Below are 11915 nucleotides of genomic sequence, written 5' to 3'. Positions count from 1 at the left end.
GATGACGGATGCCGCACCGCGCGTCGCGCGCCGCCCCGTGTTCTTCATCGCGTGCATCGCGATCGGCCTGCTCGCGGGACTGCTGTCGGGCCTCTTCGGCGTCGGCGGCGGCACCGTGATCGTGCCGCTGCTCGTGCTCACGCTGAAGTACGACCAGCGCCTCGCGGCGGGCACGTCGCTCGCGGCGATCGTGCCGACCGCGACGGTCGGCGTCATCTCCTATGCCGTGCACGGGTCCGTCGCGTGGATCCCCGCGCTCATCCTCGCGGCGGGCGCCGTCGGCGGAGCGCAGCTGGGCACGTGGCTCCTGCCCCGCGTCTCGGTCACAGCGCTCCGCTGGGGTTTCGTCGCGTTCCTCGCGTTCGTCATCGTCATGCTCTTCGTCGTGATCCCGTCGCGTGACGCGGAGTTCCCGCTCAATCCGCTGACGATCGTCGGACTGCTCGTGCTCGGCGTCGCGACGGGCACGATCGCGGGACTCATCGGCGTCGGCGGCGGCATCATCGTCGTTCCGGCGCTCATGCTGCTGTTCGGCACGAGCGACCTCGTCGCGAAGGGCACGTCGCTGCTCATGATGATCCCGACGGCGATCTCGGGCACCGTCGGCAACCTGCGCCGCGGCAACGTCGACCTCGTCGCCGCCGCGTTCATCGGCGGCGCGGCCTGCACGACGACGGCCCTCGGCGCCTGGATCGCGACCCTCGTCGACCCGCTGACCGCCAACATCCTGTTCGCGATCTTCCTGACCTTCATCGCCGGCCAGATGGCCTACAAGGCGATCCGCGAGCGGAAGCGCTGACCTTTCTCCCGGCGGGGGCCGTCGCGGCCGCTCGATAGGATGGCACGGTGCCAGTGAACCCCGAGCTCATCGGGCGCGTCTTCCCTCCGACGCCCCCCTACCTCGTCGGGCGCGAGAAGGTGCGCGAGTTCGCGCGCGCCGTCTTCGCGGACGACGCCCAGCACACCGACCCCGCCGCCGCGCAGGCGCTCGGCTACGCCGACGTCGTCGCGCCGCCGACCTTTGCGATGGTCGTACAGGACCTCACGCTGCAGCAGCTGCTCGCCGAGCCCGACTCGGGCATCGTGCTCCAGAACGTCCTGCACGCCGAGCAGCGCTTCGCCTACACGCGGCCCATCGTCGCGGGCGACGAGCTCACGGCGACGCTCGCGGTGACCGGCATCCGCATGCTCGGCGGCAACGCGATGGTCACGAGCGATGCGACGATCACGGATGCCGCAGGCGCGCACGTCGTGACCGCGACATCCGTCCTCGTCGTCGGGGAGGGACCCGCATGAGCGAGCTGACCGTCGGCGACGTCGTCGCCGAGCGCACCGTCCACCTGACCCGGGAGTCGCTCGTCCGCTACGCGGGCGCCTCGGGCGACTTCAACCCGATCCACTATCGCGACGACGTCGCGGCTTCGGTCGGCCTGCCGGGCGTCCTCGCGCACGGCATGCTCACGATGGGCCTCGCGGTCGAGACGATCGTGCCGTGGGTCGGCGACTCCGGCCGCATCGTCGACTACGGCGTGCGGTTCACGCGTCCCGTCATCGTCGACCCCGAGGCCGGAGCCGATCTCACGATCGTCGCGAAGGTCGGCGCCGTCGACGACGAGACGGTCCGCATCGACCTCACTGTGACGCACGACGGCACGTCGGTGCTCGTCAAGGCGCAGGTCCGCGTCCGCCGCGCATAGCCGATGCCCGACGTCGAGCCCCTTCCGCTCGCACAGCTCACGACGCTGCGCACGGGCGGCATCCCCGCGCGCATGATCGACGCGCACACCGCTGACGAGCTCATCCACGCCCTCACCGATGTATGGGGCGACGGCGACGAGTGGCTCGTGCTCGGCGGCGGGTCCAATCTCTTCGCGGGCGACGAGCCGTTCGACGGCACGGTCGTGCGCATCCTCACGCGCGGGATCGAACGGATGCCGTCACCCCGGCCGGGCTTCGCACGCCTGCGCGTGCAGGCGGGCCATGACTGGGACGAGGTCGTCGCCTACGCCGTCGCCGAGGGCCTCGCGGGCATCGAGGCGATGTCGGGGATCCCTGGGACGATCGGCGCCGCGCCCGTGCAGAACATCGGCGCGTACGGCCAGGAGATCGTGCAGACCCTCGTCGAGGTCGACCTGCTCGACGAAGGCGCCTCCGCACCCGTCACGGTGGCGGCCGCCGACCTGGGGCTCGGCTTCCGCACCTCCGTCCTCAAGCACCACTACGGGTCGGTGCCGCTGCGCTCCGCCGTCATCCTGTCGGTCACGCTCGAGCTCGCGGAGGTGGGGCACGCCGAGCGCCCCATCGCGGGCGCCCAGCTGCGCTCGGCCCTCGGGCTCACGGGGGATCAGGCCGTGACGGTCGCCTGGATCCGCGATCACGTCCTCGACACGCGCCGCCGCAAGGGCATGGTGCTCGACGACGCCGACCCCGACACGTACAGCGCCGGCTCGTTCTTCCAGAACGCCGTGGTGTCGGCATCCTTCGCTCTGACTCTCCCGGATGAGTGCCCGCGCTGGCCCGTCGCGCCCGATCTCGATCCCGTCCTGGTCATCCCGCTCGCGCAGTTCGACGGCTACGTGCCGCCCGCGCCTTCGGAGCGCGCCGACGTCAAGGTGAGCGCCGCGTGGCTCATCGAGCAGGCGGGCGTGCGCAAGGGCTTCAAGCTGCCGCGCTCGCGCGCCGCCCTGTCGAGCAAGCACGCGCTCGCGCTGACGAACCGCGGCGGAGCCCGTGCCGCCGAGCTCGCCGAGCTCGCCCGCTTCATCCAGGGCCGCGTGCAGTCCGAGTTCGGCCTGCTGCTGCAGCCCGAGCCCGTGCTCGTCGGCGTCGAGCTCTAGTCGAGCCGCTCGAACCCCTGCGATCGCCGCGTCCGGGCGTTCGTCTCGTCGCGTCGCCGCCTCTCGCCGCAGGATCGCGCTCGCTCTCGTCTGGCGTTGGCCTTTGTCGATTCTGGCGAGTCGCCAGGAAGTGCGGGTGTGGGCGACGGTTCGTGGCGAGTCGCCAGAATCGGCGCACGGTAGGACGGGCCCATTCGCGCCGAGTCCCCAAGATATGCGGGTTCGGGTCGCGGATTCTGGCGAGTCGCCAGGAAGTGCGGGTGTGGGCGACGGTTCGTGGCGAGTCGCCAGAATCGGCGCACGGTAGGACGGGCCCATTCGCGCCGAGTCCCCAAGATATGCGGGTTCGGGTCGCGGATTCTGGCGAGTCGCCAGGAAGTGCGGGTGTGGGCGACGGTTCGTGGCGAGTCGCCAGAATCGGCGCGCCAAGGATTGCCGTGAGAGTCGGCGCACTCGCAACGGCCTCACTGGCGGGCTGCCGCCCGGGGCGCCGTGAGGCTTCGAGAAGGCGACGGATGCGGGCCGCGAACGCCGCGGGATCATCGAAGTCGCGGCGCGTGACGACTGTCACGCGGTAGCCGAGCGATTCGAGCTCGGCTCGTCGAGATTCGTCTCTGCTCCACTGGTCCGCGTCGCGGTGATAGTCGCCGTAATACTCGATCACGAGCCTCGCGCTCGCGTAGATCATGTCCACGCGCGCGACGAAACGACTCCCGTCGTAGATTCTCACGTTGCACGCGGGCGTGGGCAGACCGGCGAGGACGAGCAGGACGCGCAACTCCGACTCTCGTGGGGACTCGGAGTGCGGTGTGCACAACTCGAGTGCCTGCCCGCGAAGCGACCGTCCTGGGGTGTGCCCTGCGTCCGCATGGTGCCGTCTCAGCGACTCGATCGTCGTGAGCTTCCGGCGTCGTGAGATGACATGGTCCGTGACGGCGACGAGTGCGCTGAGCGTCAGCTCGGCAGAGAGATCCCGCCACGTGCGTTCGACGCTGGTCGTCCGCAGGCCCTGTCGTTCGATCACGTCGCCGTCCGCGATTCGGAGCGCGCGACCGCGGGTCCCCGCCCGACGGATGCGATTGTGCGGCAGCGGCACGCCCAACATGGGAGTGATGTACGCGTCACGTTCCATCTGTCGAGGCAGCGGCATCCCGAATCGCCGCCCGGCAGTGGGCCCGCAGACGAAGGCGTGATCGGGGACCCTTCTCATCAGGACGTTCAGGCGCTCGACAGGGGTGAGCGGCTGCATCGCGCGAGTGCCGTGGAAAGGAGAAGTGAGATCGGCATTACGAAGCCGGGCGGCCGGAACACCGGCCTCGAGCGCCTGGGCGACGACGAAGGCGGGCAGAAGCTCCGTCGGAATATCTGAGGCTCGCATGACCGTCGAGTCTCATGCGGATCCGAGCGCGCATATGCCTGCCGACGGGACTCGTGGACACCGTTCCGGCCAGCCCTGTTGTGGAGGACCGGATGCCGCTCCCAAGCCCGGCGCATTCCGGCGAGTCGCCGAAATGCGCAGGTGCAGGCAGCTCTTCGTGGCGACTCGCCAGAATGCGCAGCCCAGCGAGTTCCGGCGAGTCGCCGAAATGCGCGGGTTGAGGTCGCACTTTATGGCGAGTGGCCAGAATCGGCGCGGGCCGCGTCAGGACGCGAAGAGCTCCTGCATGCGCTGCACGCCCTCGAGGAGTGCCTCGTCGCCGAGGGCGTACGAGAGACGCAGATAGCCGGAGGGGCCGAAGGCCTCGCCCGGCACGACCGCGACCTCGGCCTCTTCGAGGATGAGGTCGGCGAGCTCGAGCGACGTCTCGATGCGCTTGCCGCGCCACTCGCGACCGAGCAGGCCGCGCACGTCGGGGTACGCGTAGAACGCCCCGAGCGGGTTGGGCACGGTCACGCCCTCGATCTTGCCGAGCTCCGACACGATGAGCTTGCGGCGCCGGTCGAACGCGAGGCGGAACTCCTCGGCCTCCGTCTGCGGGCCGGTCAGCGCGGCGAGCGCTGCGCGCTGCGCGACGTTGTTGACGTTCGAGCTGAGGTGAGACTGCAGGTTGGCTGCGAGCTTGATGGCGTCGGCGGGGCCGACCATCCAGCCCAGGCGCCAACCCGTCATGGCGTAGGTCTTGGCGACGCCGTTGACGAGGATCGTCTGGGATGCGGCATCCGGGACCGCCTCGACGATCGAGACGGCGCGCGTGCCTTCGTAGACGAGGTTCTGGTAGATCTCGTCCGAGATGATCCAGATGCCGTGCTCGACGGCCCACTCGCCGACCGCCTTCGTCTCTTCGGGCGAGTACACCGAGCCGGTCGGGTTGGAGGGCGACACGAAGACGAGCGCCGTCGTGCGCGGGGTGCGCGCGGCTTCGAGCTGCTCGACGGTCACCTTGTAGTCCTGGTCGGCGCCCGCGAACACCTCGACCGGGATGCCGTCGGCGAGCGCGATCGCTTCGGGGTACGTCGTCCAGTACGGGGCGGGCAGCAGAACCTCGTCACCGGGGTTCACGACCGCCTGGAAGGCCTGGTAGACGGCCTGCTTGCCGCCGTTCGTGACGACGACCTGCGACGGCGAGACCTCGAGGCCCGAGTCGTGCAGCGTCTTGGCGGCGATCGCCTCGCGCAGCACGGGGAGGCCCACGGCGGGCGTGTAGCGGTAGTTCGCGGGGTCGTGGAGGGCCTCGATCGCGGCATCCACGATGAACTGCGGAGTCGAGAAGTCGGGCTCGCCGGCGGCGTAGCTGATGACGGGACGACCTGCGGCCTGGAGCGCCTTGGCCTTGGCATCGACCTTGAGGGTCGCGGACTCGGCGATGGCGGACAGCTTGCGGGACAGGGGAGCGCGTTCGGTCACGGTTTCGAGCGTACCGGTGCGGGCTGTGCCTTCCATGGTCGTTGCGGGGTCCACCGAATGGCGGATGGCCGGTACGACGGACGGATGCTGTGCCCCCGCGCCGCCCACGGCAGGGTGGAAGCATGCAAACCAATGCCGTGCGGGTGCGGAACCTGCGCAAGACCTACGGCCCCCGCTCGGTCGTGGACGGCGTCTCGTTCGACATCGCGCGGGGCGAGACCTTCGCGCTGCTCGGCCCGAACGGCGCGGGGAAGTCCACGACCGTCGAGATCCTCGAGGGGTATCGCCGCCGCACGGGAGGCGAGGTCGTCGTCCTCGGTGAGGACCCCGGCGCGGCGGGCCTGGACTGGAAGGCGCGGATCGGCATCGTGCTCCAGTCGACCGGACAGGGCGGGCTCGTGACGGTGCGCGAGCAGCTTCGCCAGTTCGCCGGCTTCTACCCGCGCCCCCGCGACGTCGACGAGGTCATCGCTGCCGTCGGCCTCGAGCAGCAGGCGAAGACGCGCATCTCACGGCTCTCGGGCGGCCAGCAGCGTCGAGTGGATGTCGCGCTCGGCATCATCGGCGGGCCCGAACTGCTCTTCCTCGACGAGCCGACGACGGGCTTCGACCCGCACGCGCGGCGCGAGTTCTGGGAGCTCATCCGCCGCCTCCAGGAGGAGGGCACGACGATCCTGCTCACGACGCACTATCTCGACGAGGCGGCGCAGCTCGCCGACCGGGTCGCCGTCATCGCGAACGGCAGGCTGCAGGCGATCGGCGCCGTCGATGAGATCGGCGGCGACGAGGCCCGCATCCCGATCGTGCGGTGGACCGAAGACGGGGTCGTCCGGGAGGCGCGCTCGCGCGATCCGTTCGACTATGCGACGGCGCTCGCCGCCCGTCTCGGGGGCGCTCCCGCGGGCCTCGAGATCGTGCGGCCCAGCCTCGAGGACGTGTACCTCGAGCTCGTCGAGGAGGCCCACTCCGCGGCATCCGTCACCGAACCGCAGCTCGAAGCGGACGAGGACGTCGCCCCGGAGCCGGCCCGATGAGCGTCACGATCGAGCGCGGCCGCCGCGCCGTCAAGAACCCCATCGCGCTCGGCTGGTGGCGCACGCGCTTCGAGCTCGTGCAGTACGCGCGCTCGGGCGACACGCTGTTCTTCACGTTCCTCTTCCCGATCGCGATGCTGGGCCTGTTCAGCGTCGTCTTCGGCTCGGACGGCGACTTCCAGCCGACGCCCGGCGTCCCGCCCATCTCGGTCGCCGAGCTCTACCTGCCGGGGATGCTCGCCGCGGGCCTGCTGCTCTCGGGCTTCCAGAACCTCGCGATGGACATCGCCGTCGAGCGGTCGGAGGGCACGCTCAAGCGGCTCGGCGGCACGCCGCTGTCGCCCGTCTCGTACTTCCTCGGCAAGATCGGGCAGGTCGCCGTGACGGGGTCGCTGCAGGCGGCGCTGCTGCTCGTCTTCGCCGTCGTCGCGCTCGGCGCGGAACTGCCGTCCGACCCCGCCAAGTGGGCGGTGTTCGCGTGGGTGTTCCTGCTGGGCATCACGGGCTCCGCGCTGCTCGGCGTCGCGCTGTCGTCGGTGCCGCGCACCGCCAAGAGCGCCACGGCCGTCGTCGTGCCGATCGCCCTCGTGCTGCAGTTCATCTCGGGCGTCTACCTGTTCTTCTACCAGCTGCCGGAATGGCTCCAGGACTTCGCGAGCCTCTTCCCGCTCAAGTGGATGGCTCAGGGGATGCGGTACGTCTTCCTCCCGGACGACTACGCGGCGCTCGAGCAGAACGGCGAGTGGAACCTCGCGGGCGTCGCGATCGCGCTGCTCGTGTGGCTCGTCGTCGGACTCGTCCTCTCGCGGCTGACCTTCCGCTGGATCCGCCGCGACGCGTAGCGTTCGAGGCATGCAGGGAAGAGGAAGCGGGATGCTCAACCGCCGCTGGTGGGATGTCGCGGTCATCGGCGCGATCCTCGCGATCGCCGTGTTCTCGTTCCTCGGCTTCGGCCCCGCCGAACAGGCTGCGCGCCTCGTCGTCCTCGCGGCCCTCGGCCTGTTCGTCATCGGCTACGCCGTCTTCGCCCGCCCCGAGATCGGCCCCGCGCCGCCCACGTGGCGCGTGCCCGTCTTCCTCGCCATCGCGTTCGTCTCGATCGTGATCGGGGTGGCGGCGGGGCCCTTCCTCTCGATGCTCCAGGTCGTGGCCTACCCGCTCGCGTGGGTCATCACGGCGAACCGTCGCCAGGCGATCATCGCGTCGGTCGGGATCGCCTGCGCCGTGTTCGTGGGCTACCTCATCGGCACGGGACTCACCGTCGAGTCGCTCATCTCGGCACTCACGACGGCGGGGTTCTCGGTCGCGTTCGCGATCGCGCTCGGGCTGTGGATCACGAGCATCGCGGAGTACGGCGAGGAGCGCGGGCTGCTGGTCGCAGAGCTCACGCAGGCGCAGGCGCAGGTCGAGGCACTGAGCCTCGACCGGGGCGCGACACAGGAGCGCGAGCGCCTCGCCCGCGACATCCACGACACGCTCGCGCAGACGCTCGCGGGACTCGTGATCCTCGCCGAGCGCGCCGGACGGCAGTCGCGAGAGGGGAGCACGGATGCCGCGGCCGCGACGATCGCGACGGTAGAGGCGGTCGCGCGCGAAGCGCTCGCCGAATCGCGCGCGCTCGTCGCCCGCACGGCCGCAGTGCCTTCCGACCTCGTCTTCGCGGCGGCGCTCGACCGGCTGGCGGAGCGGTTCCGCGCCGAGGCGGGGCTCGCGATCGTGGTCGAGCTCGACCTCGACGACTCCGCGCCCCTCGACCGCGAAGCGCAGGTCGTGCTGCTGCGCTGCCTCCAGGAGGCGCTCTCCAATGTGCGCCGGCACGCGGATGCGAAGCGCGTCACGGTGCGCGTGCAGTCGACCGAAGGTGCGACGCTCGTGGAGGTGCGCGACGACGGCCGGGGGTTCGACGTGGAGGCCGCCCGCTCGGGCTTCGGGCTCGACGGCATGCGCGACCGCGTGGCGCTCGCCGGCGGCACGTTCGAGGTGATCTCCCGCGAAGGCGGCGGCACGAGCCTGCGCGTGCGCCTCCCGCAGGCGGCGGTCACCGCGGAGGAGGCCCGATGATCCGCCTCGTGATCGCCGACGACCACCCCGTCGTGCGCACGGGGCTCGTGGGGCTGCTCTCGGACGAGCCTGGGTTCGAGGTCGTCGGCGAGGCAGCCGACGGCGACGACGCCGTGCGCCTCGCCGCGGCGACGCATCCCGATGTCGTGCTCATGGACCTGCGCATGCCGCGCACCGACGGTGTCACGGCGACGGCGCGCATCGTCGCGGGCGAGGCGGGGGAGCCCGCGCCCCGCGTGCTCATCCTCACGACGTACGAGACGGACGACCAGATCCTCGCCGCGATCGAGGCCGGCGCCGCCGGCTACCTCCTCAAAGCCGCGCCGCAGGCCGAGATCGTCGCGGGCATCCGCTCGGTCGCGGCGGGCCAGTCGGCGCTCTCGCCGCAGGTCGCCGTTCGGCTCGTCGAGCGGATGCGACGCCCCGAGCCCGAGTCGGTGCTCACAGCGCGCGAGAGGGACGTCCTGCGCCTCGTGGCGACGGGACACAGCAACAAGCAGGTCGCGGCGGCGCTCGCGATCGGCGAGGCGACCGTCAAGACGCACCTGCTCAAGGCGTTCGACAAGCTCGGCGTCGCCGACCGCACACACGCCGTCACGATCGCGAGGGAGCGCGGTCTGCTGGATTGAGGAGTACCCTGAGGCCCGTGGACGGGTTGATGTGGGGAGCGGTGCTGTCTTCCGTCGTGCTCATCGCGGCCGGCGGGCTCGTCTGGTGGCTGTGGGGCGGATGCAGCCTCTCGCTCACAGGTGCCGTCGGCACCGTCGTCGGCGGCATCATCTCGCTCGTCCCGCTGCTCGTGATGGCCGATCAAGAGCTCGCCCTGAGGATGTCCTTCGTGCTCACGCTCGTGACTGCCGCGTGGCTGCTGGGCTGGGTGCTCGCAAGCGGCATCCGCGCGCAGCGGCTCGCGCGCGAACATGCGTCCGCCGCGGCTGAGGCCGCGACCACGGCCCGCGTCGCCTCGCGCGTCTGAATCCTCCGCCCCTCGCACTGCGCGCCGCGCCGCCCGTGACCCGGACGGCGCGGCGACCGCGTCAGAGGTCGAGCGGCCAGGCTGCGCGCAGCTCGATGATCCCGCCCGAGGCCATCGGATGCCGCGACGCGATCTCGATCGCCTCTTCGAGCGACTCGCACTCGAGGATGTCGTAGCCCGCGATCCACTCGTGCGTCTCGGCGAACGGCCCGTCCGTGACGATGACCTTGCCGCCCCGCCGACGGACAGTCTTGGCCTCCTCGGGCGGGCGCAGGCGATCGCCGTCGGTCGCCTTGCCGCCGCCGTAAGTCTCGCCGACCCATTCCTCGATCGAGATGATCTCGTCGTCCTTCTCGGCCTCCTCGAGGGAGGGGTCGACCTTGACGAGCATGAGGTATTTCATCGCACTGTCCTTTCCGTTCGAGCGACGTTACGCCCGTGCGTCGAACGGCGAGCGACCATGTCGACGAAACGCGCACAGAAAAGAGATTCCGGATGCCGCGGCCTCCGTGGGCGCGGCATCCGGACTCTCTTCTCAGGCGTTGTCAGCCGAACTGGTTCATCGTGTTGTGCTGGCCACCGGCCTTGAGAGCTGCATCGCCGGCGAAGTACTCCTTGTGGTTGTCGCCGATGTCGCTGCCCGCCATGTTCTGGTGCTTGACGGTCGCGATGCCCTCGCGGATCTCGCGGCGCTGGACCCCCTTGACGTAGGCGAGCATGCCTTCGTCGCCGAAGTAGCCCTTGGCGAGATCGTCGGTCGAGAGAGCGGCCGTGTGGTAGGTCGGGAGGGTGATGAGGTGGTGGAAGATCCCGGCGCGGGCAGAGCCGTCGCGTTGGAACGTGCGGATCTTCTCGTCGGCGAGCTGCGCGAGTTCGGTGTCGTCGTACTCGGCGCTCATCAGGTCGCCGCGGTCGTAGCCCGTGACATCCTCGCCCTGCTCCACGAGCAGGTCGTAGGCCTGCCGACGGAAGTTGAGGGTCCAGTTGAACGACGGGCTGTTGTTGTAGACGAGCTTCGCATTCGGGATCACCTCGCGGATCGCGTCGACCATTCCCGCGATCTGCTCGACGTGCGGCTTCTCCGTCTCGATCCACAGCAGGTCGGCGCCGTTGCGCAGCGCCGTGATGCAGTCGAGCACGCAGCGCTCCTCACCGGTCCCCTCGCGGAACTGGTACAGGTTGCTGGCGAGGCGCTTCGGGCGCAGCAGCCTGCCGTCGCGCTTGATGACGACATCGCCGTTGCCGAGGTCCGCGTCCGAGATCTCCTCGGCGTCGAGGAAGGCGTTGTACTGGTCGCCGAGGTCGCCGGGCTCGTGCGTGACGGCGAGCTTCTGCGTGAGGCCAGCGCCGAGCGAGTCGGTGCGGGCCACGATGACGCCGTTGTCGATGCCGAGCTCGAGGAACGCGTACCGCACCGCGTTGAGCTTCGCGATGAAGTCCTCGTGCGGAACGGTGACCTTGCCGTCCTGGTGGCCGCACTGCTTCTCGTCCGACACCTGGTTCTCGATCTGGATGGCGCACGCGCCCGCTTCGATCATCTTCTTGGCGAGGAGGTAGGTGGCCTCGGGGTTGCCGAAGCCCGCGTCGATGTCGGCGATGATCGGCACGACGTGGGTCTCGTAGGTGTCGATCTGCGACTGGATGAACTCGACCGCGGTCTCGTCGCCCGCGATGCGTGCCTCGTCGAGCTGCGTGAACAGCAGATCGAGCTCGCGGGCGTCGGCCTGACGGAGGAACGTGTAGAGCTCCTCGATGAGCGCCGGCACCGCGGTCTTCTCGTGCATCGACTGGTCGGGCAGCGGACCGAACTCCGAACGCAGGGCGGCGATCATCCACCCCGACAGGTAGAGGTAGCGCTTGTTCGTGGTCTTGAGGTGCTTCTTGATCGAGATGAGCTTCTGCTGCCCGATGAAGCCGTGCCAGACGCCGAGCGACTGGGTGTAGACCGACGAGTCGGCGTCGTACTCGGCCATGTCACGGCGCATGATGTCGGCGGTGTACTGGGCGATCTCGAGCCCTGTCCTGAACCGGTTCTGCGCTCGCAGGCGGGCGGCGGACTCGGGGTCGATGGCATCCCAGCTCGAGCCGTGCTGCTGTTTGAGCGCCCGGATGGCTTCGATGTCGTCTTGGTAGTCGGTCATGTCATGTCCTTCGGAATGTCG

At 70.0% G+C, this 11915-nt stretch carries 13 protein-coding genes; 10 read left to right on the top strand and 3 right to left on the bottom strand.

Annotation, left to right across the window (positions count from 1 at the left end; all coding sequences use genetic code 11):
- The first annotated feature begins 1 nt into the window (after position 1).
- The 5 genes from MJ607_RS03430 to MJ607_RS03410 all read left to right on the top strand — a co-directional run bounded on the left by MJ607_RS03430 (position 2) and on the right by MJ607_RS03410 (position 4206).
- Complete coding sequence (locus MJ607_RS03430; protein ID WP_243074517.1) at positions 2–799, top strand: sulfite exporter TauE/SafE family protein; 798 nt, start codon at positions 2–4, stop codon at positions 797–799.
- Between the two features lie 47 nt (positions 800–846).
- Positions 847–1296, top strand: coding sequence for a MaoC family dehydratase N-terminal domain-containing protein (locus tag MJ607_RS03425; protein ID WP_243074132.1), 450 nt, complete (start codon positions 847–849; stop codon positions 1294–1296).
- Positions 1293–1697, top strand: coding sequence for a MaoC/PaaZ C-terminal domain-containing protein (locus MJ607_RS03420; protein ID WP_243074131.1), 405 nt, complete (start codon positions 1293–1295; stop codon positions 1695–1697). Before MJ607_RS03425 ends, MJ607_RS03420 begins: the two co-directional genes overlap by 4 nt.
- Positions 1698–1700: 3 nt before the next feature.
- Complete coding sequence (locus MJ607_RS03415; RefSeq protein WP_243074130.1) at positions 1701–2837, top strand: UDP-N-acetylmuramate dehydrogenase; 1137 nt, start codon at positions 1701–1703, stop codon at positions 2835–2837.
- A gap of 922 nt (positions 2838–3759) precedes the next feature.
- Positions 3760–4206: a hypothetical protein gene (locus tag MJ607_RS03410; RefSeq protein ID WP_243074129.1), complete on the top strand. Its 447-nt coding sequence runs from the start codon at positions 3760–3762 to the stop codon at positions 4204–4206.
- 273 nt (positions 4207–4479) lie between these two features.
- Here the strand turns inward: MJ607_RS03410 and MJ607_RS03405 are convergent, their stop codons facing one another.
- Positions 4480–5682 (bottom strand): pyridoxal phosphate-dependent aminotransferase, encoded by a 1203-nt coding sequence (locus MJ607_RS03405; protein WP_243074128.1) that lies wholly within the window; start codon positions 5680–5682, stop codon positions 4480–4482.
- 122 nt (positions 5683–5804) lie between these two features.
- On the opposite strand from MJ607_RS03405, the gene MJ607_RS03400 reads away from it, so the two are divergent.
- The 5 genes from MJ607_RS03400 to MJ607_RS03380 are packed head-to-tail and all read left to right on the top strand — an operon-like array spanning position 5805 to position 9753.
- Entirely contained in the window at positions 5805–6716 is a 912-nt protein-coding gene (locus MJ607_RS03400) for an ABC transporter ATP-binding protein (protein WP_243074127.1), read from the top strand.
- Complete coding sequence (locus MJ607_RS03395; RefSeq protein WP_243074126.1) at positions 6713–7558, top strand: ABC transporter permease; 846 nt, start codon at positions 6713–6715, stop codon at positions 7556–7558. Before MJ607_RS03400 ends, MJ607_RS03395 begins: the two co-directional genes overlap by 4 nt.
- Positions 7559–7568: 10 nt before the next feature.
- Positions 7569–8777 carry a sensor histidine kinase gene (locus MJ607_RS03390; protein WP_243074125.1) on the top strand — a complete coding sequence of 403 codons (1209 nt, stop codon included), beginning with the start codon at positions 7569–7571 and terminating at the stop codon, positions 8775–8777.
- On the top strand, positions 8774–9406 hold the full coding sequence (locus MJ607_RS03385) for a response regulator transcription factor (RefSeq protein ID WP_243074124.1): 633 nt from the start codon (positions 8774–8776) through the stop codon (positions 9404–9406). Before MJ607_RS03390 ends, MJ607_RS03385 begins: the two co-directional genes overlap by 4 nt.
- 17 nt (positions 9407–9423) lie before the next feature.
- Positions 9424–9753 (top strand): hypothetical protein, encoded by a 330-nt coding sequence (locus tag MJ607_RS03380; protein WP_243074123.1) that lies wholly within the window; start codon positions 9424–9426, stop codon positions 9751–9753.
- Positions 9754–9814: 61 nt separating this feature from the next.
- Here the strand turns inward: MJ607_RS03380 and MJ607_RS03375 are convergent, their stop codons facing one another.
- Both MJ607_RS03375 and MJ607_RS03370 read right to left on the bottom strand, forming a co-directional pair.
- The gene (locus tag MJ607_RS03375; protein WP_243074122.1) at positions 9815–10156 is read right to left on the bottom strand and encodes a YciI family protein; all 342 of its coding nucleotides are present in this window, start codon (positions 10154–10156) and stop codon (positions 9815–9817) included.
- Positions 10157–10298: 142 nt separating this feature from the next.
- Positions 10299–11894 carry an isocitrate lyase gene (locus MJ607_RS03370; RefSeq protein WP_243074121.1) on the bottom strand — a complete coding sequence of 532 codons (1596 nt, stop codon included), beginning with the start codon at positions 11892–11894 and terminating at the stop codon, positions 10299–10301.
- Between the last annotated feature and the right edge of the window lie 21 nt (positions 11895–11915).

The organism is Microbacterium sp. SS28 (assembly GCF_022761035.1).
GTDB lineage: Bacteria > Actinomycetota > Actinomycetes > Actinomycetales > Microbacteriaceae > Microbacterium.
The sequence above is the reverse complement of the archived record's forward strand: the minus strand, read 5'-3'. Positions and strand labels throughout refer to the sequence as shown.

What these genes read in the sequence shown, in the direction of transcription:
- MJ607_RS03430 (WP_243074517.1), top strand. Translation starts at nt 2, where the DNA reads ATGACGGATGCCGCACCGCGCGTCGCGCGCCGCCCCGTGTTCTTCATC.
- MJ607_RS03420 (WP_243074131.1), top strand. Translation starts at nt 1,293, where the DNA reads ATGAGCGAGCTGACCGTCGGCGACGTCGTCGCCGAGCGCACCGTCCAC.
- MJ607_RS03415 (WP_243074130.1), top strand. Translation starts at nt 1,701, where the DNA reads ATGCCCGACGTCGAGCCCCTTCCGCTCGCACAGCTCACGACGCTGCGC.
- MJ607_RS03410 (WP_243074129.1), top strand. Translation starts at nt 3,760, where the DNA reads ATGGTCCGTGACGGCGACGAGTGCGCTGAGCGTCAGCTCGGCAGAGAG.
- MJ607_RS03400 (WP_243074127.1), top strand. Translation starts at nt 5,805, where the DNA reads ATGCAAACCAATGCCGTGCGGGTGCGGAACCTGCGCAAGACCTACGGC.
- MJ607_RS03395 (WP_243074126.1), top strand. Translation starts at nt 6,713, where the DNA reads ATGAGCGTCACGATCGAGCGCGGCCGCCGCGCCGTCAAGAACCCCATC.
- MJ607_RS03390 (WP_243074125.1), top strand. Translation starts at nt 7,569, where the DNA reads ATGCAGGGAAGAGGAAGCGGGATGCTCAACCGCCGCTGGTGGGATGTC.
- MJ607_RS03385 (WP_243074124.1), top strand. Translation starts at nt 8,774, where the DNA reads ATGATCCGCCTCGTGATCGCCGACGACCACCCCGTCGTGCGCACGGGG.
- MJ607_RS03375 (WP_243074122.1), bottom strand. Translation starts at nt 10,156, where the DNA reads ATGAAATACCTCATGCTCGTCAAGGTCGACCCCTCCCTCGAGGAGGCC.
- MJ607_RS03370 (WP_243074121.1), bottom strand. Translation starts at nt 11,894, where the DNA reads ATGACCGACTACCAAGACGACATCGAAGCCATCCGGGCGCTCAAACAG.